Source organism: Burkholderia sp. IT-111MI5 (genome assembly GCF_949752865.1).
In the GTDB taxonomy this organism is placed as follows: domain Bacteria; phylum Pseudomonadota; class Gammaproteobacteria; order Burkholderiales; family Burkholderiaceae; genus Burkholderia; species Burkholderia pyrrocinia_C.
Window position 1 is genome coordinate 59,762 of the sequence record NZ_CATKIF010000007.1, and the last position, 25,859, is coordinate 85,620.

21 protein-coding genes and 1 riboswitch are annotated in these 25,859 nt (G+C 69.0%); of the genes, 5 read left to right on the forward strand and 16 right to left on the reverse strand.

Annotated features, from left to right (window positions below):
* Positions 1–115 precede the first annotated feature (115 nt).
* A complete protein-coding gene (gene pepN, locus ACM6JT_RS05995) occupies positions 116–2,809 on the reverse strand; it encodes an aminopeptidase N (protein ID WP_414856103.1) in 2,694 nt (897 codons plus the stop codon).
* A gap of 186 nt (positions 2,810–2,995) precedes the next feature.
* On the opposite strand from pepN, the gene ACM6JT_RS06000 reads away from it, so the two are divergent.
* Entirely contained in the window at positions 2,996–3,697 is a 702-nt protein-coding gene (locus ACM6JT_RS06000; protein WP_414856104.1) for a DUF4136 domain-containing protein, read from the forward strand.
* Between the two features lie 52 nt (positions 3,698–3,749).
* Here the strand turns inward: ACM6JT_RS06000 and ACM6JT_RS06005 are convergent, their stop codons facing one another.
* The 8 genes from ACM6JT_RS06005 to ACM6JT_RS06040 form a co-directional block, all read right to left on the reverse strand.
* Positions 3,750–4,322, reverse strand: coding sequence for a TMEM165/GDT1 family protein (locus tag ACM6JT_RS06005; RefSeq protein ID WP_131948107.1), 573 nt, complete (start codon positions 4,320–4,322; stop codon positions 3,750–3,752).
* 78 nt (positions 4,323–4,400) lie between these two features.
* A riboswitch (yybP-ykoY riboswitch) is annotated at positions 4,401–4,538 on the reverse strand.
* Between the two features lie 150 nt (positions 4,539–4,688).
* Positions 4,689–6,008, reverse strand: a complete 1,320-nt coding sequence (gene guaD / locus ACM6JT_RS06010) for a guanine deaminase (RefSeq protein ID WP_034183001.1) — start codon at positions 6,006–6,008, stop codon at positions 4,689–4,691.
* Complete coding sequence (locus ACM6JT_RS06015; protein ID WP_414856105.1) at positions 6,005–6,415, reverse strand: hypothetical protein; 411 nt, start codon at positions 6,413–6,415, stop codon at positions 6,005–6,007. Before ACM6JT_RS06015 ends, guaD begins: the two co-directional genes overlap by 4 nt.
* A gap of 27 nt (positions 6,416–6,442) precedes the next feature.
* Positions 6,443–7,468 carry an adenosine deaminase gene (locus tag ACM6JT_RS06020; protein ID WP_034183002.1) on the reverse strand — a complete coding sequence of 342 codons (1,026 nt, stop codon included), beginning with the start codon at positions 7,466–7,468 and terminating at the stop codon, positions 6,443–6,445.
* Between the two features lie 18 nt (positions 7,469–7,486).
* Positions 7,487–8,491: a xanthine dehydrogenase accessory protein XdhC gene (gene xdhC / locus ACM6JT_RS06025; protein ID WP_414856106.1), complete on the reverse strand. Its 1,005-nt coding sequence runs from the start codon at positions 8,489–8,491 to the stop codon at positions 7,487–7,489.
* Between the two features lie 657 nt (positions 8,492–9,148).
* The gene (locus ACM6JT_RS06030; RefSeq protein WP_034183004.1) at positions 9,149–9,661 is read right to left on the reverse strand and encodes a disulfide bond formation protein B; all 513 of its coding nucleotides are present in this window, start codon (positions 9,659–9,661) and stop codon (positions 9,149–9,151) included.
* Between the two features lie 138 nt (positions 9,662–9,799).
* Positions 9,800–11,176, reverse strand: a complete 1,377-nt coding sequence (locus ACM6JT_RS06035) for an amidase (RefSeq protein ID WP_414856107.1) — start codon at positions 11,174–11,176, stop codon at positions 9,800–9,802.
* 7 nt (positions 11,177–11,183) lie between these two features.
* On the reverse strand, positions 11,184–11,864 hold the full coding sequence (locus ACM6JT_RS06040) for a GntR family transcriptional regulator (RefSeq protein WP_105391839.1): 681 nt from the start codon (positions 11,862–11,864) through the stop codon (positions 11,184–11,186).
* Between the two features lie 280 nt (positions 11,865–12,144).
* Between ACM6JT_RS06040 and ACM6JT_RS06045 the strand changes: the two genes are divergently transcribed.
* Together ACM6JT_RS06045 and ACM6JT_RS06050 are read left to right on the forward strand one after the other, a co-directional pair.
* Entirely contained in the window at positions 12,145–13,320 is a 1,176-nt protein-coding gene (locus ACM6JT_RS06045; protein ID WP_034183007.1) for a gamma-glutamyl-gamma-aminobutyrate hydrolase family protein, read from the forward strand.
* A 115-nt stretch (positions 13,321–13,435) separates the two neighbouring features.
* Entirely contained in the window at positions 13,436–14,125 is a 690-nt protein-coding gene (locus tag ACM6JT_RS06050) for a DUF2968 domain-containing protein (RefSeq protein ID WP_034183008.1), read from the forward strand.
* 76 nt (positions 14,126–14,201) lie between these two features.
* Here the strand turns inward: ACM6JT_RS06050 and ACM6JT_RS06055 are convergent, their stop codons facing one another.
* Together ACM6JT_RS06055 and ACM6JT_RS06060 are read right to left on the reverse strand one after the other, a co-directional pair.
* Positions 14,202–14,846: a hypothetical protein gene (locus ACM6JT_RS06055; protein ID WP_414856108.1), complete on the reverse strand. Its 645-nt coding sequence runs from the start codon at positions 14,844–14,846 to the stop codon at positions 14,202–14,204.
* A 308-nt stretch (positions 14,847–15,154) separates the two neighbouring features.
* On the reverse strand, positions 15,155–15,511 hold the full coding sequence (locus tag ACM6JT_RS06060) for a hypothetical protein (protein WP_414856109.1): 357 nt from the start codon (positions 15,509–15,511) through the stop codon (positions 15,155–15,157).
* Here ACM6JT_RS06060 and ACM6JT_RS06065 point away from each other — a divergent pair.
* A complete protein-coding gene (locus ACM6JT_RS06065) occupies positions 15,510–16,805 on the forward strand; it encodes an MFS transporter (protein ID WP_034183011.1) in 1,296 nt (431 codons plus the stop codon). The two genes, ACM6JT_RS06060 and ACM6JT_RS06065, sit on opposite strands and share 2 nt — an antisense overlap.
* A gap of 83 nt (positions 16,806–16,888) precedes the next feature.
* Here ACM6JT_RS06065 and ACM6JT_RS06070 read toward each other — a convergent pair whose 3' ends face one another.
* Positions 16,889–18,727 carry a tetratricopeptide repeat protein gene (locus ACM6JT_RS06070; protein WP_414856110.1) on the reverse strand — a complete coding sequence of 613 codons (1,839 nt, stop codon included), beginning with the start codon at positions 18,725–18,727 and terminating at the stop codon, positions 16,889–16,891.
* Positions 18,728–18,857: 130 nt separating this feature from the next.
* On the opposite strand from ACM6JT_RS06070, the gene ACM6JT_RS06075 reads away from it, so the two are divergent.
* On the forward strand, positions 18,858–20,504 hold the full coding sequence (locus ACM6JT_RS06075) for an FAD-dependent monooxygenase (protein ID WP_243565301.1): 1,647 nt from the start codon (positions 18,858–18,860) through the stop codon (positions 20,502–20,504).
* Positions 20,505–20,512: 8 nt separating this feature from the next.
* Here the strand turns inward: ACM6JT_RS06075 and ACM6JT_RS06080 are convergent, their stop codons facing one another.
* Genes ACM6JT_RS06080 through ACM6JT_RS06095 form a run of 4 tightly spaced genes read right to left on the reverse strand, consistent with a single transcriptional unit; the run spans position 20,513 to position 25,815 of the window.
* Entirely contained in the window at positions 20,513–20,764 is a 252-nt protein-coding gene (locus tag ACM6JT_RS06080) for a formate dehydrogenase subunit delta (RefSeq protein WP_034183014.1), read from the reverse strand.
* 7 nt (positions 20,765–20,771) lie between these two features.
* Positions 20,772–23,723: a formate dehydrogenase subunit alpha gene (fdhF, locus tag ACM6JT_RS06085; RefSeq protein WP_414856111.1), complete on the reverse strand. Its 2,952-nt coding sequence runs from the start codon at positions 23,721–23,723 to the stop codon at positions 20,772–20,774.
* A 17-nt stretch (positions 23,724–23,740) separates the two neighbouring features.
* Positions 23,741–25,318 (reverse strand): formate dehydrogenase beta subunit, encoded by a 1,578-nt coding sequence (locus ACM6JT_RS06090; RefSeq protein ID WP_414856112.1) that lies wholly within the window; start codon positions 25,316–25,318, stop codon positions 23,741–23,743.
* A complete protein-coding gene (locus tag ACM6JT_RS06095; RefSeq protein ID WP_414856113.1) occupies positions 25,315–25,815 on the reverse strand; it encodes an NAD(P)H-dependent oxidoreductase subunit E in 501 nt (166 codons plus the stop codon). Before ACM6JT_RS06095 ends, ACM6JT_RS06090 begins: the two co-directional genes overlap by 4 nt.
* Between the last annotated feature and the right edge of the window lie 44 nt (positions 25,816–25,859).

Consider the following 25,859-nt stretch of genomic DNA (forward strand, 5'->3'; position numbering starts at 1 on the left):
GCGATCGGACCCCGCGATTCCGCCCGGTTCCAATCGCACTCGCGCAAAATAAAAAAGCCGGCGCCGCGTCACGCGGCACCGGCTTTATCGCGCAGGCGCGATGCGGTCGCTTTCGTCAGGCGAGTGCCTTCTCGACGATCTCGCGCACGTCGCGCGATTTCGCGCCGGCGGCAACCTGCTCGAGCGCTGCGCGCATCCGGTCGCGCAGTGCGGGCGTGAAGCGACGCCACAGTTCGAGCGAGCGTGCGAGGCGCGCCGCGACCTGCGGGTTGATCGCGTCGAGCGCGAGCACCTGTTCGGCCCAGAACGCGTAACCCGAGCCGTCCGCCGCATGGAACTGCGCGGGGTTGGCCGCGCAGAAGCTGAAGATCAGCGAGCGCGCGCGGTTCGGGTTCTTCAGGTTGAACGCGGGGTGCGCGAGCAGCTTGCGAACCTTCGCGAGCGTCGGCTGCGCGGGCGTGCCGCGCTGCGCCGCCTGCATCGCGAACCATTTGTCGATCACGAGCGCTTCCTTCTCGAAGCGACGGTAGAAATCGTCGAGCGCATGCTCGGCCGGTTCGTCCGCACCCGCGGCCGCGGCGGACAGCAGCGCGCCGAGCGCGGCCGCGCGATCGGTCATGTTGTTCGCCGCGTCGTACTGTGCGGTCGCAAGGCGCACGGCGTCGGCCGGGTCGTCGAGTTCGGCCAGATACGCGAGCGCGAGGTTCTTCAGCGCGCGGCGGCCGGAGGCCTCCGGCGTCGGTTCGTATGCGCCGGGCGTCTGGTGCTGCTGGTACGCGGCGAGCCAGTCGGCGCGCAACGCGGTCGCGAGCTGGCGGCGCACGAACAGCCGCGCGCGATGCACGGCGGCCGGATCGGCCTCGGCCATCTGGTCGGCGAGATAGGTTTCCGACGGCAGCGTCAGCGCGAGTTCGCGGAACGCCGGCGACAGCGTCGCATCGGTCAGCACGCGGCGGAACGCGGCGACGAAGTTCTCGCCCAGCGTGAGCGGCTCGTTCGCGGCGGCACGTGCTGCAAGCGTCAGCAGCGCGCGCGTCGCGAGGCGCTGGCCGGCTTCCCAGCGGTTGAACGGATCGCTGTCGTGCGCGAGCAGGAAGGCGAGATCGTCGTCGCTGTAGTCGTACTCGACGATCACCGGCGACGAGAAATTGCGCAGCAGCGACGGCAGCGGTGCTTCGGGCACGTCGACGAACGTGAAGGTCTGCTCGGTGCCGGTGAAGTCGAGCACGCGCGTCGTGCCCGATGCGGCGGCTTCGCCGTCGAGGCGCAGCGGCAGGTCGCGCCCGTCGCGGCCGATCAGGCCGATCGCGAACGGAATCAGCAGCGGCCCCTGCTGCGTTTCGCGCGCGGCCGGCGACGCGTCGCCGTAGCCCTGCGCGAGCGTGACCGTATAGCGGCGCGCGGCTGCATCGTACGCGGTGCGCACCGACACGCGCGGCGTGCCGGCCTGGCTGTACCAGCGCTCGAACTGCGCGAGGTCGCGCCCGTTCGCGTCGGCCATCGCGTGACGGAAGTCGTCGCAGGTCACCGCATGGCCGTCGTGGCGCTTGAAGTACAGGTCCATCCCCTTGCGGAAGCCGTCGCGGCCGAACAGCGTCTGATACATCCGCACGACTTCCGAGCCTTTCTCGTAGACGGTCATCGTGTAGAAGTTGTTGATCTCGACGTAGCTCTCCGGGCGCACCGGGTGCGCCATCGGGCCCGCATCCTCGGCGAACTGCAGCTGGCGCAGCACGCGCACGTCCTCGATGCGCTTGACCGCGCGCGCCGCCGATTCGACTTCGTCGCCCGCGGCCATGTCGGCCGAGAATTCCTGGTCACGGAACACCGTCAGGCCTTCCTTCAGGCTCAGCTGGAACCAGTCGCGGCAGGTCACGCGGTTGCCCGTCCAGTTGTGGAAGTACTCGTGGCCGACCACCGATTCGATGTTCGCGAAGTCGGTGTCGGTCGCGGTCTCGGGGTTCGCCAGCACGTACTTCGTGTTGAAGATGTTGAGCCCCTTGTTTTCCATCGCGCCCATGTTGAAGTCGCCGACCGCGACGATCATGAAGCGGTCGAGATCGAGCTCGAGGCCGAAGCGCTTTTCGTCCCAGCGGATCGAGTGGATCAGCGAATCCATCGCGTGACGCGTCTTGTCGAGATCGGCCGGCTCGACCCACACCTGCAGCAGTTTCTCCTTGCCCGAGCCGGTCGTGATCTTTTCCTCGATCGCGACGAGCTTGCCCGCGACGAGCGCGAACAGGTAGCTGGGCTTGCGGAACGGGTCTTCCCATTTCGCGAAGTGGCGGCCGTCGGGCAGATCGCCCGAATCGACGAGGTTGCCGTTCGACAGCAGCACCGGGTACGCGGCCTTGTCGGCGCGCAGCGTGACCGTGTACGAGGCCATCACATCGGGGCGGTCGAGGAAGTAGGTGATGCGGCGGAAGCCTTCGGCTTCGCATTGCGTGAAGAAGTTGCCGCTCGACACGTACAGGCCCGACAACGTCGTATTCTGGTCGGGCGCGCATGCGCTTTCGAGCGTCAGCTCGAATGCGTCGGGGACGTTCTCGACGGTCAGCCCGTGCTCGTGCGCACGCACGGCGCCAAACGGCGCACCATCCAGCCGTGCGTCGAGGAATTCGAGCGCTTCGCCCATCAACTCCAGGTGCGGCGCGGGCGCGGCGTCCGGATTGCGGCGCACGCGCATCGTATTCCTGACGATCGTGCGGGCCGGCGCGAGATCGAATTCGAGCGCGACGGAATCGATGAGGAAGGCCGGCGGCGTGTAGTCGGCGCGGCGGATCACGGTGGAGGAGGCGTTGTCGGACATGGTCGTCGAGATCGGTGGAGTGGGGGACGGGCCCGCGGCACGGGCCGGGCGAACCGGGCCATTGTACAAAGGCTTGCGGCTGCGTGCCGCGCGAACTTTTTACCGCTTTCGGCGGTCCGCGTATTATCGGCATCCCGTCCGGTTCGCGCGGTGCGACGAACGGGTGACGGATCGACGAGGATCAACATGAAACCCGAATGGATTTTTCGCGGTGCGGGCCGGGCGGCGGCGCTGTGCGTGGCGCTGCTGACAGGCTGTACCAGCTATGTGACGACCCAGGTCACGGCCTTCTCCGACTGGAGCGGCAGCGACGCGACACGCACCTATGCGTTTACGCGCACCGAGGCGCAGAAGAACAGCATCGAGCAGTCGACCTACGAGCCGATCGTCGCGAGCGAGCTGTCCGCGTATGCGTTCCGGCAGGTGCCGCAGGGGCAGGCGCGGTATCTCGTCGGGCTGACCTATGCGGTCGGCAGCGATCTCGTGACGGTGCCGCAACCCGTCTACTACGACCCCTGGTTCGTCGGGCCGGGGCCGTACTGGCGGCACGGGCCGTGGGGCCCGTGGGGGCCCTGGGGGCCGATGCCGGCCGGCTACGTCGCGCAGACGTACCAGGTGTTCGACTACGCGCTCGGCATCCGCATTACCGAGCGCGCGACGGGCAAGGAGGTCTACAACGTGTCCGCGCGCACGACCGGCGACAACGGCACGCTGCTGTACGCGATGCCGTTCCTTGCGCGCAGCGCGCTCGCCGATTTCCCGCTGTCGAACGGCGCGGTCCGCTCGGTCCGGTTGCCGGTCGACAAGCGCGGCGGGCCGGCGGCGCCGGCCGCCAACGAGCGTGCGGTGCCGGCTGCGCCGGCTTCGGGCGCGGCGCTCGCGAAGTAACGCTGCGTCAGCAACGGCGCGGCCGCCCGGCCGCGCCGGCCACCTTCTGCCGTCAGGCCCCGATGCCCAGCAGCGCCAGCGCGCCGAGCACGACGAACAGCACGGCCGCGATGCCGTGCACGAGCTTCGTCGGCAGACGGTGCGCGAAGCGGTCGCCTAGCAGGATCGCCGGCACGTTCGCGAGCATCATCCCGAACGTCGTGCCGGCCACGACACCGATGTAGTCCTGGAAGCGCGCGGCCAGCGCGACGGTCGCGATCTGCGTCTTGTCGCCCATTTCCGCGAGGAAGAACGCGACGAGGGTCGCGCCGAACACGCCGAGCCGCGAACGGTTGGCATTGGCTTCGTCGGCATCGAGCTTGTCCGGCACGAGGATCCACAACCCCATCGCGATGAACGAGAACGCAAGCGCCCAGCGCATGATCGACGGTGTGACGAGCGCGCCGAGCCATTCGCCGAGCGCGCCGGCGAAACCGTGGTTCACGAGCGTCGCGACGAGCACGCCGAGGATGATCGGCACCGGCTTGCGATAGCGCGCGGCCAGTACGAGGGAAAGCAGCTGGGTTTTGTCGCCGATTTCAGCGAGGGCGACGGCGCCGGTGGAAATCAGGAAGGCTTGAGACACGTATGGGGTTCCGCGGGCCGATGTTGTGCGTGCGAGCGACGATCCACAGCGCGCCGGGCCCTGATGCGGCGCACTGTGAACCATCGGTCTCGCCAGGCCTAGGTGGCTGCGCCCGCCATGGCCGAACGGCCAAGTCTGTTGACGGACGCCTCCGTCACGATGCGCGCCGGGGGCGCGGGACATCGAGCGGAGCGGCTACTCCCCAATGAGCGGCGAATTCTAGCACGGTGTGTCGCGCGGGGGAATGCGGCCGGGTAGGGTTGCGAGGCGCACGGGACACGATCGGCGCGTGGCGCCTTCGGCTACCCGGCATGCGCGGTGGTGGATGCGTCGCCGCGCATGCCGGGACGGAAGCCCGGTAAGCCGTTACGCTGCGGCCGCGCGGCGGGCCGCGCCGCGTTCGTGGACGAGCTTGCCGGCCGCATAGGTGCGGTACACCGCGCGGTCGTCGCCGAGCAGCGCGAACGCGAACAGCAGCTCCTCGAGCGAATCCGCGCGCTTCGTGCGGCGCGCGAGCAGCGGCGTGGCCTGCGGATCGAGCACGACGAAATCGGCCTCGGTGCGCGGCGCGAGCGTGCCGACCGTGTCGGCGAGGTCGAGCGCCTGCGCGGCGCCGGCCGTCGCGAGCCAGAACATCCGCGTCGCGGTCAGGTGGTGGCCCGACAGCCGCGCGACCTTGTGCGCCTCGTTCATCGTCTGCAGCATCGAGAACGACGTGCCGCCGCCGACGTCGGTGGCGAGCGTGACGGGCACGTCGTATTCGCCGGCCTTGTCGAAATCGAACAGCCCGCTGCCGAGGAAGAAGTTCGACGTCGGGCAGTGCGCGACGACGGTGCGTGTCTCGGCCATCCGGCGGCGGTCCTCGTCGTCGAGGTGGATGCAGTGGCCGTACACCGCGCGCGGTCGCAGCAGCCCGTAGCGGTCGTAGATGTCGAGATAGCTGCGATGGCCGGGGAACAGCTCGGCCACCCATTTCACTTCATCGACGTTTTCCGCGACGTGGCTCTGCACGAACACGTCCGGATGGCGGCGCGCGAGTTCGCCGCACGCTTCGAGCTGCGCCTCGGTCGACGTCGGCGCGAAGCGCGGCGTGAGCGCATACATCTGGCGGCCCTTGCCGTGCCAGCGGCCGATCAGCTCGGCGCTGTCGTCATAACCCGATTGCGCGGTGTCGCGCAGGAATTCGGGGCAGTTGCGGTCCATCAGCACCTTGCCCGCGATCATCCGCAGGTCGCGCGCATCGCTCGCCGCAAACAGCGCGTCGGCCGACTGCTTGTGCACCGTGCAGTAGACGAGCGCGCTCGTCGTGCCGCAGGCGAGCAGTTCGTCGACGAAGAAGTCGGCGACTTCGCGCGCATGCTCGGGATCGCCGAACTGGCGCTCGGTCGGGAACGTGTACTTGTCGAGCCACGGCAGCAGGCCCGGCGCCGGCGACGCGATCATGTCCGTCTGCGGATAGTGGATGTGCGTGTCGATGAAGCCGGGCACGATCAGCTTGTCGCGCAGGTCATGGACGATCGCGTCGCGCGCGAGCGTCGCGGCGAGCTGCGCATACGGACCGGCCGCGACGACCTTGCCGTCGTCGACGATCAGGAGGCCGTCGGTCTCGTAGTTCGCGGCCTGGCTCGATTTGGCCGGGTCGCCGTTGAAGGTCAGCAGTTGGGAACGAAAAGCGGTTTGCGTCATGACGAATGGTCCTGCATCAAGGTAAGGCGAACAGAAGAAAGCGATCGACGCCGCGCGGGCGACGGCATGGACGGCACCGCCCGCGCGACTGCTGGGCGGCGCTTCGCGAGTCGCCGCGACACACTGCGTGCGGCGTGTCCGGATGCGATTGCGCAGGCGTTCGTGGCGGCCGCGGCCGCCAGCGCGTGATTGCCCGCGAATCTCGCAGCGTTGGCGATCGCGACCGATGCGGCGGCGAACGGGACGGCAAGCCGCGACCGCACGCGCCGGCGGGCGGCGACGGACTGCGTCGCCGCCACGCGGGCAGCGAACGCGTTGAACGCGTTCGCGCCGGGCGCATGCATGCGTTCGGCTCGACGCAGGGCCGGACCGGGAGTCGCGAAGCGGATGCCGTTACCGTGTTTCATCTGTCTGGCGCACCTCGATGCGGGCCGTCACGCGGCCTGCCAGTACGCGTCGAGGCGCGCGATCAGTGCGTCGCGCTGCGCCGGGTCGATGAACGACGCCTCGAAGCCGTTGCGGATCACCGCATGGACTTCGGCATCGGTGAGGCGCAGCCCTTCGGCCGTCGCGAAGTAGTTTTCATTGACGTAGCCGCCGAAATAGGCCGGATCGTCGGAGTTGATCGTCACCGCGACGCCGCGGTCGAGCAGCGCCTTCAGCGTGTGCTTCGCCATGTCGTCGAACACGCACAGCTTCAGGTTCGACAGCGGGCAGACGGTGAGCGCCGTGCGCGTGCGCGCGAGGCGTTCGACGAGCGCCGCGTCCTCGATGCTGCGCACGCCGTGGTCGATCCGGTCGACCTTCAGCACGTCGAGCGCTTCGTAGATATAGGCCGGCGGGCCTTCCTCGCCCGCGTGCGCGACGAGCTTCAGCCCCAGCGCGCGTGCCTTGTCGAACACGCGTGCAAACTTCGTCGGCGGATGGCCGAGCTCGGACGAGTCGAGGCCCACGCCGATCAGGCGATGGCGATAGCGCTCGAACAGCGGCAATGCGGATTCGAACGTCGCGAGCGCGTCCTCTTCGGACAGGTGGCGCAGGAAGCACAGAATCAGCTTGCTCGACAGCCCGCGCTGTTCGGCATCGGCGAGTGCGCGCTCGATGCCCGCGACGACCGTCTCGATCGGCACGCCGCGTTCGGTGTGCGTCTGCGGGTCGAAGAACAGTTCGGTATGGACGACGTTGTCGGCGAGCGCGCGTTCGCAATACGCGGCCGTCATGTCGTAGAAATCCTGCTCGGTCAGCAGCACGCTCGCGCCTGCGTAATAGATATCGAGGAACGACTGCAGGTCGGTGAACGCGTACGCGGCGCGCAGCGCGTCGATCGAGTCGTACGCGAGCTTCACGCCGTTGCGCTGCGCGAGCGCGAAAATCAGTTCGGGCTCGAGCGAGCCTTCGATATGGATGTGCAGCTCCGCTTTCGGCGCACGGGCAATCTTGTCCTTGAATGTCGGGGTCATGGCGTCGTTCTTGGTCGGTCAGTAGGTAGGGGAAGCCTGCGCGTTCGCGTTCGCCTCGACGGCCTGCAGCAACTGCGCGGCCACCGAGATCGCGATCACTTCGGGGGCCTTGTCGATGATGCCTTCGACACCGATCGGGCAGCGCATCCGTGCGACCTGGGACGGGTCGATGCCGATGGCCGCAAGGCGATGATCGAACTGCACGCGTTTCGCGTGCGAGCCGGTCATCCCGAAGTACGCATAGTCGCCGCGTCGCAGGATGCGCTCGGCCAGCACGAAATCGAGTGCGTGGTCGTGCGTCATCACGACGAAGTAGGACTGCGGCGGTGCCGTGTCGACGGCGTCCGCCGGCGCGGCGGCCGCCTCGATCGCGAGATTGCCGATGCCGGCGAGCACGTCGGCCGGCGGGAACATCGCATCGGGCCCGTCGATCCAGCGCACCTGGCACGGCAGCGTCGCCAGCACCTTCACGAGCGCGGTGCCGATGTGCCCGGCGCCGAACAGCATGACGGGGAACGCATACGGCGCGATCGTTTCGGTCATCAGCGACACGCCGCCGGTTTCCCACAGCAGGCAGTCGGCACGCGCGGCCTCCGATTCGGGCTCGCTCAACAGCGGCGCGCCCGGCGAGGGGCCGAATGATACGCTACGCACGGTCGCGGCGCCGGCCGCGACGCGCTTCGATAGCGACATGATCCAGCCGAGATCGCCGACGTCGAGCCGCTCGAACGCGAGCACGACCGCACCGCCGCAGCACTGGCCGAGGCTCGGGCCGAGCGCGAGCCGTTCGAGCCTGCGCGCGTGGGGCACGTGCGCGCCATCCTTCAGCAGATGCCGCGCGATCTCGATTGCCTTCCATTCCAGATGACCGCCGCCGATCGTATGGCGGGCCGTGTCGCGCGTGACGAGCATCTTGGTGCCGGCTTCGCGCGGCGCGGAGCCGTCGGTGTGCGCGACCGTCACGAGCACGGCCGCTTCGCCGTGCGCGAGCAGTTGCTGCAGATCGCCGAGCCAGGCTTCCATCAGCACGCTCCGTTCGGGACGACGCGGCACGACACGCGGCGCGGGCTGGCGGACGCGGCGGCAGCGAGGACGGACGGGAGCGGAGCAGGCCGGCCGCACCGCCGATGCAGTGCGGCGGCAGCGCGCTGAACGCGCGTGCGAACGGCGGCGCCGCCGGACACGCGGACGCCATGAGGGTGACGGATGCGGATGGTTTGCGTTGTCATGATGAATCCAGTCGACATTGCGGATCGGGCGCGCGTTACGCAGGGGGCGGTGAGACCGCCTGGCCTCGCGCACGTAGATCGCCATCCAGTCAGGAAGATAGCACCGCAAGGCGACGGGAACATTGCCGGGCGGTGATCCGGGCTATCAGGCGGCGATCATGTCGATCATAGGCCCGCCGCGCGGTATCGGGGCACCGGTGCGTGCACATCGGGCCGAAACGCAGGCGTGACGGGGCGCGGATGCGGCAGTCGCGCGACGCGCGTTCGCCCGGAAATCCGGGCAGCGGCGGGATAGGGGTTTACGTGTGGCTGGCCGGATGCGGCTTGCGAAGGCGTCCGGCACGGCCGGGCGACGACGGACCGGCGGCGGCGCGGCCCGACTGAGCGGCCCGACTGAGCGGCCCGACTGAGCGGGCCGCGCGCGCAGGGAGTCGCTAAAGCGGCCGGCCGGTCAGGCCGCGAGCTTGCGGCGATGGCGCCAGAGGCTCGCGACGACCGCAATCAGGATCGCGGCGAAGCCGATCAGCGCCCAGCCGGGCAGCAGGATGCCGAGGATCGGCGGGTAGACGGTCTCGCACAGCCCGGCGACCTTGAACATGCCGGGGAACCACTGCGCGGGCGGCAGGCTGTCGACGATCGGCTGCAGCGTGTCGAAGCCGCAGCTGAAGCCCGGATTCATCTGGATCGACAGGTGCCGCGCGGCGGTGCCGACGCCGCCGGCCGCGGCGATCGCGATCAGCAGCTCGAGCACCCAGACGCCGCGCCAGTTGCGGATCCCGGCGGCCAGGAACGCGAAGATCCCGATCGCGGCGAAGAAGTAGCGCTGGATGATGCACAGCGGGCACGGATCTTCGTTCTTCACGTACTGCAGGTACAGCGCACCGGCCAGCAGGGCGATGCACACCCATCCGAGCAGCATCAGCAGGCGGCGTTCGCGGCGTAGCGCAAGCGTGTAGTCGTTCATGTCGGCGGGGTTCCTCGTGGGTCGGTCCGGAAAAACAATCGCGCGATTTTAGCGCGAACGGTCTGGCACGAAACTGACAGCGCGCGTGCGGCACCCTGCCGCACCGCGCGCATCGCCGCCGTCGATCGGCTGGCGCGGTCAGCGGATCGTGTTCAGCACGGCTTCGACCGACTGGCCGATCGCGAGCAGCGCGTCGTCGCGATGCGGTGCCGCCGCGAGCATCAGGCCGACCGGCGCCGCGTCGCGCGGATGGCACGGCAGCGACAACGCGCACGCGTCGAGGAAGTTGAACGCGCTCGGGTTGCGCAGGATCAGCGCATTGGTGCGCGTGAACGCGGCGTCGTCCGCTTCGAGTTCGGCGATGCGAGGCGGCACGACCGGCACCGTCGGCGCGACGAGCGCGTCGAAGCGCGACCAGACCGTGTGCGCGGCTTCGTCGAGCATCGCGGCGCGCGCGGCGAGCAGGTCGAGATAGTCGGCCGCGCTCGCGGGTTCGCCCTTCAGGATCCGCGTCAGCACGCGCGGGTCGTACCGGTCGCGGTGCTGAGCGAGCAGGGGGCGATGCCACGCGTACGCCTCGATCGGAGAGAAGCCGAAGCGGTTGATGTCCGGCAGCCGGTCGAGTGCGGAGAAGCGCACTTCCGTGACGATCGCGCCGGCGGCTTCGAGATGCTTGAGCGCGGCGTCGAGCGCGGCCGCGACGTCGGCATCGACGCCGTCCGTTACATAGTTCGTCAGCACGCCGAGCCGCACGCCTTCGAGCGGCCGCGCGGCCGGCACGTGCGGTTCGAGGCCCGCGAGCATCCGGTCGACGAGCGCGCAGCAGGCGACCGTCAGGCCGATCGGGCCGAACGAGTCGAGCGTCGTCGACAGCGGCACGCCGCCTTGCGTCGGGATCCGGCTCGCGGTCGGCTTGAAGCCCGTCAGCCCGCACAGGGCGGCCGGAATGCGGATCGAGCCGCCCGTGTCGGTGCCGAGCGCGACGGCGGCCATCCCGTCGGCGACGGACGCGGCCGCGCCCGACGACGAGCCGCCGGAAATCCGCGCATCGCCCGGCACGTCGCGATGGTACGGCGAGCGCGGATTGCCGAAGTGCGGATTCAGCCCGAGCCCGGAGAACGCGAATTCGCTCATGTTGGTGCGGCCGACCAGCACGGCGCCCGCGCGCTTGAGCCGCGCGACGGCGACCGCATCGGTGCGCGCAGCCGGAGCGCCATCGAGCACGCGCGAGCCCGCGCGCGTCACCTGGCCCGCAACGTCGAACAGGTCCTTCACCGACACGGGAATGCCCGCGAGCGGCGACAGCACGGTGCCCGCGGCGCGCAGCCGGTCGTGCGCGTCGGCAGCCGCGCGCGCGTTGTCGGCATCGACTTCGGTGAAGACGACGACGCCCTGGCCCGACGGATCGGCGATCCGGTCGAGCGCGGCGTCGACGAGCGCGCGGCTCGTGGTCCGGCCGGCGGCGAGGTCGGCGGCGAGCTGGGCGAGCGGGGGGAAGGGCGTGAACGTGGTCATGGGCGGCTCAGGGGCGAAGATGTTGAAGAAGCGTGGAGCGGAACGAATCGATATGGCGTTCGACGGCCGCGCGCGCTCCGGCGGCGTCGCGCGCGGACAGCCGTTCGAACAGTTCGCGATGCTCGTGCTGGACGTCGGCGAGATGGTGAGGTTCGGACAGCGTGACGAACCAGAAGCGCAGCGAGCGCTCGTGCAGCGCGCGCAGGATCTCGGCGAGGACCGCATTGCGCGCGGCCGCCGCGATCGCCTGATGAAACGCGCGGTCGAGTTCCATCATGCCCTCGACGTCGTGCGTGCCGACGCAGGCCTGCCCGTCGTCGAGCAGCGCGGCCATGCGCGCGAGATCGTCGGGCGTCGCATGGCGCGCGGCGAGTTCGGCGCAGTGCGCTTCGTTGATGCGCCGCACGTCGATTACCGCGACGATGTCGTCGAGCGACAGCGGCTGCACCATCAGCCCCTTGCGCGGCATCACGGACAGCAGCCCTTCGAGCACGAGCCGGTGCACGGCCTGGTGCACGGGCGTGCGGCCGATCCCCGTGCGCGCGACGAGGTCGGCCTCGTTGAGCGCGGCGCCCGGCTTAAGGCGCATCGTGATGATGTCGCGCTGGATCAGCGCGTAGGCGCGGTCGGCGAGACTGATCGCCGACGCGGCGGGTCGGTCGCGGATGACGTCGGTCAGGGCATTCATGCGGGTTGCGGCGCGGCGGCCGGACGGGGCGCGATCATGGCGCGGGCGATCGGGAAGCATGGATAATCCGTGGATATTATTGTGATATATCACTGGTGTCCAGTGCACGCGGCGACGGGGTGGCGTCGCCGGCACGCGAACGCGGGCGCTCCCCGGCGCGGCGTGCCACCGACTTGCAACAATGTCGACAGGATGTTGCAGGTTTACCGCGCGATCGTGCACTGAAGCATAATGAATCCTCGTTTATCCATACGCGTGAGCGACGTACCAGACCATCGTCATGAGCGAAAACACGCTTTCCCCGGCCGGTCTGCCCGGCACCTCTTCCGCTTCTTCCGATTCTCCCCGTCCCGATCCGGCGAAAACGCCCGATGCGCCGGCAGCGCAGGCTGCCGCGCAAAACGTCGCCGTGGACGGCGCGTCGCCCGTCACGGCCGCATCCGAGCCGGGTGCGGCGGGCACCGCGGGCGATGGCGCCGCCGCGCCGCCGAAACCCGGCTCGCCGCCGCCCGGGTTCGGCGCGCCGCCCGATTTCGATACGCCGCGGCCGCCGCCCGCGAGCGCGCAGAATGCGCCGCCGGCCTACCTGAAGCAGAGCGACACGCCGTGGTCGGTGTTCGGCCGGATCATCGCGGCGCGCGCGCGCCGGCTGTTCGACCGCGCCGGCCAGCGCATCACGCAGCGCACGCTGCGTATCGGCGTGTCGGCGCGGATCTTCCATCCGGAACCGGGCGCGAAGGGGCTGCGGGGCAAGACGCTGCAGTATCTCGAGGAATCGATCGCACACTGGGTGATGTCGCGCGACGTGCTCGTGTTCATGATTCCGACCGTCGGCCACCAGGGCATGATTCACCCGAGCAATATCCGCCTGCGCGACTACGCGAAGCATCTCGACGGCCTGCTGCTGCAAGGCGGCGCCGACGTGTCGCCGCAAACCTATGCGGCGTCGGACGCCCGCCCCGAATGGCCGGGCGACCGCGTGCGCGACATGTACGAACTCGAGCTGCTGCACGAGTTCGTCGAATCCGGCAAACCCGTGCTCGGCGTCTGTCGCGGCTGCCAGTTGATCAACGTCGCGTTCGGAGGCTCGCTGTACCAGGACATCGCCACCGATGTACCGACCGCGAATGCGCACGTGAGCGAGCATTACGACCAGCATCGCCACGCCATCCGCTTTCCCGACTCGTCGACGCTCGCGAGCATGTTCCCCGGGCGCAGCGAAGCGATCGTCAACTCGATCCACCACCAGGCGATCCGTGATCTCGGCCGCGATCTGAACATCGAGGCGGTGTCGGCCGGCGACGGGATCATCGAGGGCATTCGCCATCGCCGTTCGCCGTTCGTCGTCGGCGTGCAATGGCATCCCGAGTTCCATCGCGCGGGCGGCTCGGAGCTGCTCGACTGCACGCCGCTGCTCGATGCGTTCCTGCGCGCGGCGCGCGAAACCCGTCTGTAGCAAGCCGCATTCTTCGTGTCGCACGCAGGCCGGCCGCATCCCGATAAATTCGAGATGCGGTCGTTTCGTTTTGAACGATAATCGCGAGTTCCGATTCGTTCGCCGGAGTCTGACGTTGGCTTTCCGAAACTTTTCCCCTGCACGATGCGCAACGTGGATCGTTGCACTGGCCGCCTGCGCGCAAGCGGGCGCGGCCTGGTCCGCCGACGCGACCGCGCCGGTCGCCGGTACGCGTCCGGCGGTCACGAGCCTGAGCGGCGATGCGGTGCCGGCGGCATCCGCGTCGGACGCAAGCGCGCAAGGCAACGTCGCCGAATTGACGCAGATGCTGCACGACGGCCGGATCGTCGAGATGCGCACGACGTACAACGGCAGCTACGGCGCGAGCCTGATGTTCGATCCGCGCGAGATGACGTACTACGTCGCGCTTTTCCAGGACAAGCATCTGTGGCGCGTGATCCGGTCGCAGGAGAAAAGTCGCGCGGAGATGGTGTATGCGAACTTCGTCCAGCAGACCGTGCAGCTCGCGGATATCGAGATCCGCCGTACCGAGCTGCAGGCGCAGAAGACGTTTCTCGAACGCGTGATCGCGCTGCAGGCGAATCGTGCGCAGCAGTTGCAGGCCGATCTGAGCGTCGCGCGCAGCCAGCAGGCCGAAGTCGCGCAGCGGCAGAAGTCGGCCCAGGAGCAGACGCACGCACTGCAGGTCGAGAAGCGGGCCGCGCAGATGCAGTTGCGTGATCTGCAGGAGCAGGTGCGGCAACTCGAGAAGCAGACCGAGACGGGGCTGCCCTCGCACAAGTAACGAGTCGTCCGACGGACGGAGAGAGACAAGCAAAACCCGGCGAAGCGATCTTCGCCGGGTTTTTTATTGCAGGGTGTCAGTGTGCGAACGCGTCCGGTGCGTCGGTCACTCGGCGGTGGGACAGTTGCGACGTCCAGTCGAAGCCGGCGGCCGGTGCAGGCGCCGAACGGGCAGGCTGCGCGCCGCGCAGCGCGTTTGCCATTGCGATCAGCGTGAGCGGATCGTCGAGCGTGTCGCGCGCATCGCGTGTGTCCGGTGCGTGCGGCGGCGAGGCGAGCCGATCGCGTGTGCGGGCGTCGGCTGTATCGCTCAGGACTGGCGGCCGTGCAGCCAGATGCGGCACGGTCGGTGACCGGGTCGGTGCTGCCGTCGTGCGCGTGATGCTTGTTCGACGTGGCGATGCAGTGGCGGTGCGCTGCACGTCGGACGTTGCCTTCGGGCGAAGCGACGCCGGACGAGGCGCGGCGTGGTACGTGGCCGGTGGAGATTCTGCAGTTTTCGCGACAGGTGTCGCCACCGTGCGCTGCGATGCAGGGTATGTCGGCGTATCGGGCTGAACCGCGGCAACCCGTATGGTAGCGGTCGATGACGTGGCGTGATCCGGCGCAATGCCGCCCATCTGGATCGTGTGCGCAGGCTCGAAGCCCGTGAACGGTTCGTGCGCGGCGATCAGCCAGCCGATGATGCCGAACGCGCCGACGCTCCAGCAGATTGCGTACATCGCGCGTCGGTCGCGAGCGCCTCGGACGGTACGTCGGGAGCGCGTGTCGGCAACGGCAGCCGGCGTGACCGGCAGCCCTGCCGATTGCGGCGCTGACGCCGCCGTGGGCCACGGCTGCCAGCGGCACGCGCGGTGCGGCCGGTCGACGTCGATGCAGGATGTCGTCAGTGTGGCGAGGCAATGCTTGCCGGGCCGTGCACCGGGCGCGCCGCGAAAGGTCCATTCGCGGCCGAACGGCGGTACGTGATCGAGCGGAGCGATGCGAGGGCGGGCGAGCGCGCCTTCGACGGGGACGAGGGGCGATGGAGTCATGAGGGCGGTGCGCCGTGCGACACAGGCAACCGTGCCGGCAGCGGCGCGGAAATCTCGTCGCAAATCGTGACATTGTGGTCGGCCGGCGAGAGCCGGTCGATCAGATCAATCTGATTTTCGCGCCCGTTTCGGGGCGACTCGTACGAGTCGAATGCCGCGACGGCGGCAGCAGGGGCGACAAAAGGCAAATGTCGGCTTGGCGTGGCATCATTCGCGGACCATGCCGGTGCGCGCGTCGTCGTGCGGCGCGCCGCCGGCGGGCAGCGATGCCCGTGCGCGCCGGACGGCGCCGCGGGCGTCGTCTGATCCATGCGGCGCGGATTCGCGCCATCCGAGCTGAGCGAGAAAAACATGTCCACAGCGTCACACGCCATCGTGCAGGAATCGAAATTCCGCACCGTATTCCGGGTCGTCAGCGGCAACTTCCTGGAAATGTACGACTTCATGGTCTACGGGTATTACGCATCGGCCATCGCGAAAACCTACTTCCCGAGCGGCAACGCATTCGCGTCGCTGATGCTGTCGCTGTCGGTATTCGGCGCGGGCTTCCTGATGCGGCCGGTCGGTGCGATCGTGCTCGGCGCGTACATCGACCATCACGGCCGCCGCAAGGGGCTGATCCTGACGCTCGGGCTGATGGCGCTCGGCACGCTCACGGTGGCCTCGATACCCGGCTACGCGACGATCGGCGTGCTCGCGCCGGTGCTCGTGCTGCTCGGCCGGCTGCTGCAGGGTTTCTCGGCGGGCGTCGAACTCGGCGGCGTGTCGGTCTACCTGTCGGAGATCGCGACGAAGGGCCACAAGGGGTTCTATACGTCGTGGCAGTCGGGCAGCCAGCAGGTGGCCGTCGTGTTCGCCGCGTTCGTCGGCGTGCTGCTGAACCGCGCGCTGCCGGTCGAGGAAATGACCGCATGGGGCTGGCGCATTCCGTTCCTGATCGGCTGCCTGATCGTGCCGTTCCTGTTCCTGATCCGTCGTTCGCTGAAGGAAACGGACGAGTTTCTCGCGAAGCGCCACCGCCCGTCGATGGGCGAGATCATGCGCTCGATGCTCGACAACTGGGGCATCGTGGTTGCCGGCATGGGGATGGTGATCATGACGACGGTGTCGTTCTACATGATCACCGCGTACACGCCGACCTTCGGCAAGGAAGTGCTGCACCTGTCGTCGCTCGACGCGCTCGTCGTAACCGTCTGCGTCGGCATTTCCAACCTCGTATGGCTGCCGCTGTCCGGCGCGCTGTCCGATCGCATCGGCCGCCGCCCGGTGCTGATCGCGTTCACGGTGCTGACGCTGCTGTCGGCTTACCCGGCCGTGCTGTGGCTCGTCGGCGATCCGTCGTTCCTGCGGCTGCTCGCGGTCGAGTTGTGGCTGTCGTTCCTGTACGCGTCGTACAACGGCGCGATGGTCGTCGCGCTGACCGAAGTGATGCCGGCCGACGTGCGCACGGCCGGCTTCTCGCTTGCGTACAGCCTGGCGACGACGATCGGCGGCTTCACGCCGGCGATCTCGACGCTGCTGATCCACCAGACGGGCAACAAGGCGGCGCCGGGGCTGTGGCTGAGCGTGGCGGCAATTTGCGGGCTGATTGCGACGCTCGTGCTGTACCGCACGCCCGACGCGCGCAATCAGTACAAGGCGGCCTGACAGGCGCCCGCACATCGTGCGGCGCCGGCCGCATGCATCGCATTGAAAAAGGGAGCGCGCTGCGCTCCCTTTTTCGTCTGCGTTCAGGCTTCACGCAGCTTGTCGGCGACCATGGCCGCCACGTCGAGCCACGCGCCCGGCGCGGGCTGGCGAGCGATCCTGGCCTGCGGATACCACGGGCAGTCGTCGCCGGTGAACCAGCGCCAGTCGGGTGCGAACGGCAGCATGACCCACAGCGGCTTGCCGAGCGCGCCCGCGAGGTGCGCGACAGCCGTATCGATCGTGACGACGCCGTCGAGCCGCTCGATCAGCGCGGCCGTATCGGCGAAGTCGTTCAGCCGGCCGTCGAGGCGATGCACGCGCGGATGGGCGTCAACGCGCGCGCGTTCGTCGTCGTCGAGTGCGGGCTGCAGCACGATCCAGTCGATGTCCGGCAGCGCGAGCAGCGGCGCGAGCGCGTCGAACGGCATCGAACGGTTTTCCTGTGCCTGGCGGCGCCCCGACCACGCGAGGCCGAACTTGCGTTTCGACTGCCCGCCGAGCGAGCCGCGAAAGCGCCGGCGAGCGCCTTCGGGCGCGTCGAGGTAGCGCGAGCCGCCGCCGATGTCCGCCGGCTGAAGCCCGAGCAGGAACGGCAGGCTCATCAGCGTGCAGGCGACGTCCGCCGCAGGCGGTTTTGCGGCGCCTTGCGCGACGAGCGTCACGCGCCAGCGCGATGCGGCGGGCGCCAGCAGCGGCACGAGCTCCGGTTGGACTTCGAGCACGACGCGCGCGCAGCGTGCGCGGGCAAGCGGCACGAAGCGGACGAACTGCAGCGTGTCGCCGAACCCCTGTTCCGCGCGGATCAGCAGCGTGCGCGACGCAATCGGCTCGCCTTGCCAGCGCGGCAGCGTGCCGAGCGGTATCGCGCCCGGCGTCTCGTGGCGCGCTTCGTACGCAGGCAGGCCGCGCGTGAAGTCGCCGAGCGTCAGCAGCGTGACCGCGCGGTGCAGCCGCGCGAGCGTGAGATCGGGTTCGACGCGCAATGCCTGGTCGAATGCGCGCAGCGCCATCTCGTGCGCGCAGAGCGCGTGATGTGCGTTGCCGAGGTTCAGCCACGCCAGGCTGAACGACGGATCGAGACCGACGGCGCGCTCGTAGTAGGGCAGCGCGTCGCGGTGACGCGCCTGCGCGCACAGTGCGTTCGCGAGCCCGAACAGCGCAAGCGGGAACGGCGGATGCAGCGCGAGCGCGGCTTCGAACGAGGCGGCCGCCTCGGCATGCCGGCCGACCGCATCGAACGTATTGCCGAGATTGAAATGCGCGGCGACGAAGCGCGGCTGCGCGGCGATCGCGGCCTGGAAGTGTGCGATCGCGTCGTCGGCGCGGCCCATCGCGTTCAGCGCCATCGCGAGGTTGTTGTGCGCGCCCGCATGCCCGGGCCGCAGTTCGAGCGCGCGTCGGAACGCTGCGAGCGCGTCGTCGTGGCGGCCGAGCGCGTTCAGCGCGTTGCCGAGATTGTTGTGGATCGATGCGTCGTCGGGCGTGAGCCGGAGCGCGCGGCCGAACGCGTCGATCGCATCCTCATGGCGCTGCAGCGCCGCATACGCGTTGCCGAGGTTGTAGTGCGCGAGCGGAAATTCGGGCGCGAGCGTCAGCGCGTTGCGAAAGCGGTCGATCGCGTCGTCGAGCCGGCCGAGCGCTTTCAGCGCGTTGCCGAGATTGAGCTGCAGCGCGGCATCGTCCGGACGCAGCGCGACGGCGCGGCCGACGAGATCGGCCGCCTCGGCATGCTGGCCCTGCTGGTGCCGCAGCACGCCGAACAGATGCAGCGCATCTGCGTCGGCGGGGTTGGTGGCGAGCGCGGCGCGATAGCCGTGCTCAGCCTCGGCGAGGCGGCCCGCGCGGTGTGCTGCATACGCTCGGTCGAATGCGGAATCCATGACGCGAAAACTGGCGGAAAGCGCGTATTTTCCCACACCGCGCATGGGTGCCGCGCATCGGCCGGTCGGCATATGGCCCCGTCACGCGGAGCGGCGTAGACTTGCAGGGTCGCGTGTCATCGAGGTTCTCATGGCTGACACACTGCCCGATATCCCGCCCGTGCTGATCGTCGGCGCGGGGCCGACCGGCCTTGCCGCGGCGATGAGCCTCGCGCGGGCCCGCGTGCCGGTGCGCATCATCGACCGCCTCGCCGCGCCCGCGCCGTATTCGCGCGCGATCGGCATCCAGGCGCGCACGCTCGAACTGCTGGAGCAGCATCGCGCCGTCGAGCCGTTTCTCGCGCTCGGCCATCGCGCGCATGCGGCCGCGCTGCATGCCGACGGCCGCGTGATCGCGCGGCTCGATTTCGATCCGCTGCAAACGCGCTACCCGTATCTGCTGTTTCTCGACCAGAGCATTACCGAGCGGCTGCTCGCCGAGCACCTGGCCGGGTTCGGCGTGACGGTCGAGCGCGGCGCGACGCTGACCGCGTGCGATGCAGGCGGCACGTCGCTCGACGTGACGATCCGCTGCGCCGACGGCCGCGACGAATCGTTCGCGCCGTCGTACCTGATCGCTGCCGACGGTGCGCACAGCACGGTCAGGCATCTGCTCGGCCTGGGTTTCGCCGGGCAGGCGTTCGAACAGACTTTCCTGCTCGCCGATTTCGCGGCGATACCCGACTGGCCGGACGAAGAGATCCACCTGTTCACGACGCCCGAAGGCATGGCGGGCCTGTTTCCGATGGGCGGCGGCCGTTACCGGCTCGTTGCCGACCGGCCGCCCGGCAGCGATGCGTCGCCCGATGCGCCGCCCCCGTCGCTCGCGGAATGCGAGGCGATTCTGCGCGCACGCGTTGGCGCGTCGATCTCGCCGAGCGATCTCGCGTGGTCGTCCTATTTCCACCTGCATAGCCGGATGATCGACCGACTGCGTCACGGCCGCGTATTCTTCGCGGGCGACGCCGCGCACGTCCACAGCCCGGCCGGTGCGCAGGGCATGAACACCGGCATCCAGGAAGCGTTCAATCTCGGCTGGAAGCTTGCGCGCGTGCTCGGCGCGGGCACGCCCGAACGACTGCTCGACACGTATCACGCCGAGCGTCATCCGATCGAGCGCGACGTGTTGCGGCAGACCGGTTTCATTACGCAGATCGTCGAGGCGGATCGCGGTGCGATGAAGCTGCTGCGCGATCATGTCGTGCCGCTGCTGGTGTCGTTCGGGCCGATGCGCGACGCGGTGCGGCGCACGGTCAGCGAGCTCGGCGTGCAGTACCGGAAGAGTCCGCTCACGCTGGAGCGTGTGCTCGACGGCGGTCCGCGTGCGGGCGAGCGGGCGCCCGACGCATTCGTGCACGTGCTCGACGGCCCGCTCGGTCAGGCGCCCGGAACGGCGCGGCTATACGATCTGCACGATCCGGCGAGCTTCACGCTGCTGCTGCTCGAAGAGCCGGTGAATGCAGACACCGGCGCTGCGCCGCCGATGGCGGCCGATGCGCAGGCGCTCGTGCAGGGGCTCGAACGGATCATGCCGGGCGCCGTGCGCGTGTGGCGGGTCACCGATATCGAAGGCGACGGTGCCGCCGGGCTGGCACAGGAGTACGGCCGCTCGCGGCCGTCGTTCTACCTGCTGCGGCCCGACGGGTATGTCGCCGCGCGCGGGCGCACGGCGACCGATGCGAACGGGTTGCTGCGCCATTGCGAAAACTGGTTCGCGGGCATGTCGGTGCCCGGGTAGCGGTGCGTTCAGGCGGTCGCGGGAGCAGGAACGAGCGACGCGCGGTGCGCGGCGATCGCATCGCGCACGATCGGTGCCGCGCGTTGCGCGCCTTCGCCCGACGGATCGTCGAGCGCGGCGAGCAATGCGCGGCGCATCCGCGGCTCCCAGAAGCGCCGGATATGCTCGGCGATACCGGTCAGCGCTTCGTCGCGATCGGGCATCGATTCGAAGAATGCGCCGATCTGGTTGGCCATGTCGATCAGGTGGTCGTTGTCCATCGCAGCCTCACTTGCCTGTCGTCACGGTGTCGGGCGTGCTCGCGCGGCGCTCGAGCAGGTCGATCTGCTCCGCGTTGAAGCGCGCGTATGCGCGCTGCCATTCGGACGGCTGCGCAACCGGCAGCACCTGCACGGCCGTCACCTTGTATTCAGGGCAGTTCGTCGCCCAGTCGGAGCTTTCCGTCGTGATCACGTTCGCGCCCGATTCGGGGAAGTGGAAGGTCGTGTACACGACGCCCGGCTGCATGCGCTCCGTCACGAGCGCGCGCAGCACCGTCTGCCCGGCACGCGATTCGATGCCGACCCAGTCGCCGGTCCGGATGCCGCGATCCTGCGCGTCGTGCGGATGGATCTCGAGGCGATCCTCTTCATGCCACCGGACGTTTTCGGTCCGGCGCGTTTGCGCGCCGACGTTGTATTGCGACAGGATGCGGCCCGTCGTCAGGATCAGCGGATAGCGCTGCGTGACCTTTTCCGGTGTCGGAATGAACTTGGTGATCACGAACCGGCCCTTGCCGCGCACGAACTCGTCGATGTGCATCGTCGGCGTGCCTTCCGGCGCGTGCTCGTTGCACGGCCACTGGATGCTGCCGAGCGCGTCGAGCTTCGCGTACGACACGCCCGAGAAGGTCGGCGTGAGCCGCGCGATCTCGTCCATGATCTCCGACGGATGCGTGTAGTGCATGTCGTAGCCGAGCGCCTGCGACAGCAGCAGCGTCACCTCCCAGTCAGCGTAGCCCGCGAGCGGCGGCATCACCTTGCGCACGCGCGAGATGCGGCGCTCCGCGTTCGTGAACGTGCCGTCCTTCTCGAGGAACGTCGAGCCCGGCAGCAGCACGTGCGCATATTTCGCGGTCTCGTTCAGGAAGATGTCCTGTACGACGATGCACTCCATCGCCGACAGCGCGGCCGACACGTGCTGCGTGTTCGGGTCCGACTGGACGATGTCCTCGCCCTGGCAGTAGAGCCCCTTGAAACTGCCGTCGAGCGCCGCGTCGAACATGTTCGGGATGCGCAGCCCCGGTTCCGGCTGCAGCTTGGCCGACCACGCCTGTTCGAACTGCGCACGCACGATCTCGTCGCTGATGTGCCGGTAGCCGGGCAGTTCGTGCGGGAACGAGCCCATGTCGCACGAACCCTGCACGTTGTTCTGGCCGCGCAGCGGATTGACGCCGACGCCTTCGCGGCCGATGTTGCCGGTTGCCATCGCGAGGTTCGCGATGCCCATCACCGTCGTCGAGCCCTGCGCGTGTTCGGTCACGCCCAGCCCGTAATAGATCGCGGCATTGCCGCCCGTTGCGTACAGGCGCGCGGCGGCGCGTACCAGCTCGGCCGGCACGCCCGTCACGTCGGCGGTGGCCTCGGGCGAATTGTCGGCGCGCGACACGAAGTCGCGCCATTGCTCGAACGCGCGCGTCTCGCAGCGCTCGGCGACGAACGTGTCGGCAACGAGCCCTTCGGTGACGATCACGTGCGCGAGCGCGTTGACGATCGCGACGTTGGTGCCGGGGCGCAGTTGCAGATGATGCGTGGCCTTCACGTGCGGGCCGTCGACGACATCGATGCGGCGCGGGTCGATCACGATCAGCTTCGCGCCTTCGCGAACGCGCCGCTTCAGCCGTGAGCCGAACACCGGGTGCCCGTCGGTCGGGTTCGCACCCATCACGACGATCACGTCGGCCTGGTCGACCGATGCGAACGTCTGCGTGCCGGCCGATTCGCCGAGCGTCGTCTTGAGGCCATAGCCGGTCGGCGAATGGCACACGCGCGCGCAGGTGTCGACGTTGTTGTTGCCGAACGCGGCACGCACGAGCTTCTGCACGAGGTAGGTTTCCTCGTTCGTGCAGCGCGACGACGTGATGCCGCCGATCGAATCGCGGCCGTACTTCTGCTGCAGCTTGCGGAATTGCGTCGCCGCGTAGGTGAGCGCTTCGTCCCAGCTCACTTCGCGCCACGGGTCGGTGATCTTCTCGCGGATCATCGGCTTCGCGATGCGGTCCTTGTGCGTCGCGTAGCCCCACGCGAAGCGTCCCTTCACGCACGCGTGGCCCTCGTTCGCGAGGCCGTTCTTGTTCGGCGTCATGCGCACGACCTGCGTGCCCTTCATCTCGGCCTTGAACGAGCAGCCGACGCCGCAGTACGCGCAGGTCGTGACGACCGAGTGTTCGGCCTGCCCGAGCTGCACGACGGATTTTTCCTGCAGCGTGGCCGTCGGGCATGCGGCGACGCAGGCGCCGCACGACACGCATTCCGACGCCATGAACGATTCGCTTTCGCCTGCGGCGACGCGCGATTCGAAGCCGCGCGCGGCGATCGTCAGCGCGAACGTGCCCTGGGTTTCCTCGCACGCGCGCACGCAGCGGTTGCAGACGATGCACTTCGACGGGTCGTACGTGAAGTACGGGTTCGATTCGTCCTTGCGGTCGTTGAGGTGATTCGCGCCATCGAAGCCGTAGCGCACTTCGCGCAGCCCGACGACACCTGCCATGTCCTGCAGCTCGCAGTCGCCGTTGGCGGGGCAGGTGAGGCAGTCGAGCGGATGGTCGGAGATGTACAGCTCCATCACGTTGCGGCGCAGCGACTGCAGCCGGTCCGACTGCGTGCGCACCTTCATGCCCGCTTCGGCCGGCGTCGTGCACGACGCCGGATAACCGCGCCGGCCTTCGATCTCGACGAGGCACAGCCGGCACGAGCCGAACGGCTCGAGCGAATCGGTCGCGCAGAGCTTCGGGACGTTGACGCCGGCTTCGATCGCCGCGCGCATCACCGACGTGCCGGCAGGTACCGTCACCGGCTGGCCGTCGATTTCGAGCGTGACGTCGGTATCGGCATGCCGTTGCGGCGTGCCGTAGTCGGTATCGTCGAACGGGTCGCGGGCGCGTGCCTGTGCGGCGCTCTTGCACGCGCATTGGCCCGAGCCGCAGCCGCCTTGGCGGACGTTGTTCGTGTCGAGGGACATGCAGGGCTCCTTCTGGGTCAGGCCGCAGCCTTGACCGGGCCCGACGCGGCATCCTTGCCGCCAGCGAGCCCGAAATCTTCGGGGAAATGGTCGAGCGCGGACAGCACCGGGTAGGGCGTCATCCCGCCCATCGCGCACAGCGAACCGGCCAGCATCGTGTCGCACAGGTCGCGCAGCAGCGTGACCTGCCGCTCCGACGTGTCGCCGTGTCGGATGCGCGCGATTGTCTCGACGCCGCGCGTCGAACCGATCCGGCACGGCGTGCACTTGCCGCACGATTCGATCGCACAGAACTTCATCGCATATTCGGCAAGCTCGGCGAGGTTCGACGTGTCGTCGTGCAGCACGATGCCGCCGTGGCCGACCACCGCACCGATCGCCGTGTACGCCTCGTAGTCGAGCGGCACATCCCACTGATGGTCGGGCAGGTAGGTGCCGAGCGGGCCGCCGACCTGTGCGGCGCGTGCGGGCCGGCCGCTTGCCGTGCCATCGCCGAAGTCGAACAGCAGCTCGCGCAGCGTGACCCCGAACGCGAGTTCGACGAGGCCGCCGTGACGGATGTTGCCGGCCAGCTGGAACGGCAGCGTGCCGCGCGAGCGGCCCATCCCGTAGTCGCGATAGAACGCGGCGCCGCGCGCGAAGATCACGGGTGCCGTCGCGAGCGTGATCACGTTGTTGATCACGGTCGGCTGGCCGAACAGGCCGGCGAGCGCGGGCAGCGGCGGCTTCGCGCGCACGACGCCGCGCTTGCCCTCGAGCGATTCGAGCAGCGCCGTTTCCTCGCCGCACACGTACGAGCCCGCGCCTTTCGCGACGTGCAGCTCGAATGCATGCGCGGAGCCGAGCACGTGTTCGCCGAGCCAGCCGGCCTCGCGCGCGCGGACGATCGCGGCTTCGAGCGTCGCGATCGCGTGCGGGTATTCGCTGCGCACGTAGATGTAGCCGACCGTCGCGCCCGTTGCGATGCCCGCGATGATCATCCCTTCGATCAGGCAGTACGGATCGCATTCCATCATCAGGCGGTCGGAGAACGTGCCCGAATCGCCTTCGTCCGCATTGCAGACGATGTACTTCTGCGTGGCGCTCGCGTGCCGGACCGTGCGCCACTTGATGCCGGCCGGGAACGCCGCGCCGCCGCGGCCGCGCAGCCCCGATTCGATCAGCATTTCGCACGCGGCATCGCCGTCGAGCGCGAGTGCGTTCTTCAGGCCGGCGAGGCCTTCATGCTGCAGGTAGTCGTCGATCGACAGCGGATCGGTCAGGCCGATGCGCGCGAACGTGAGGCGCTGCTGGCGCGCGAGATAGGGGTGCGCGTCGACGACGCCGACGCCGCTCGGATGCGCACCGCCTTCGAGCCAGTTGGCATCGAACAGGGCCGGCACGTCGGCGGCCGACAGGTTCGCATAGCCGACGCGTCCGGCGGCCGTGCCGACCTCGACGAGCGGCTCGAGCCACAGCAGCCCGCGCGAGCCGTTGCGGACCAGTTCGATCGCGACGCCGCGCCGTTCGGCTTCCGCGACGATCGCGGCGGCGAGCGCGTCGGCGCCGAGGGCCAGCGCGGACGAATCGCGGGGGACGTAGATGCGGGTCGTCATGCGGCCTCCGGCGTGTGGGCGAGAGCATCGGCCAGCAGCGCGTCGAATTTCTCCGGCGTGACCTTCGCATGCAGCACGCCGTTGACCGTCAGCGACGGCGACTGCGCGCACAGTCCGAGGCAGTAGACCGATTCGAGCGCGACGGCGTCCGGCGCGTGCGCATCCGCGGCATCGCCGTGCGCTGCGTCGAACCGGCAGCCCGTGCAGGCTTCAGCGTGCGCGGCGAGCGTTTCGCAGCCCATGCTACGGCACGCTTCGGCGCGGCACATCTGGATCGTCACGCGCGCGGGCGGCGCGGTGCGGAAGTGGTGATAGTAGGTCAGTACGCCGTGCACTTCCGCGCGCGACAGGTTCAGCGCCCTGGCGAGCGGCGCGACACAGCCCGGCGGCACGTAGCCCGCGTCGTCCTGGATCGCATGAAGGATCGCGACCAGCGACCGGCCGGCGCGCGCATGGCGCTCGACGAGCGCGTCGGGCGCATGGGAATTCGGGGACATCGGTTATGCTCCTCCAAAGTCTCATATGCGCTCACTATTCATAT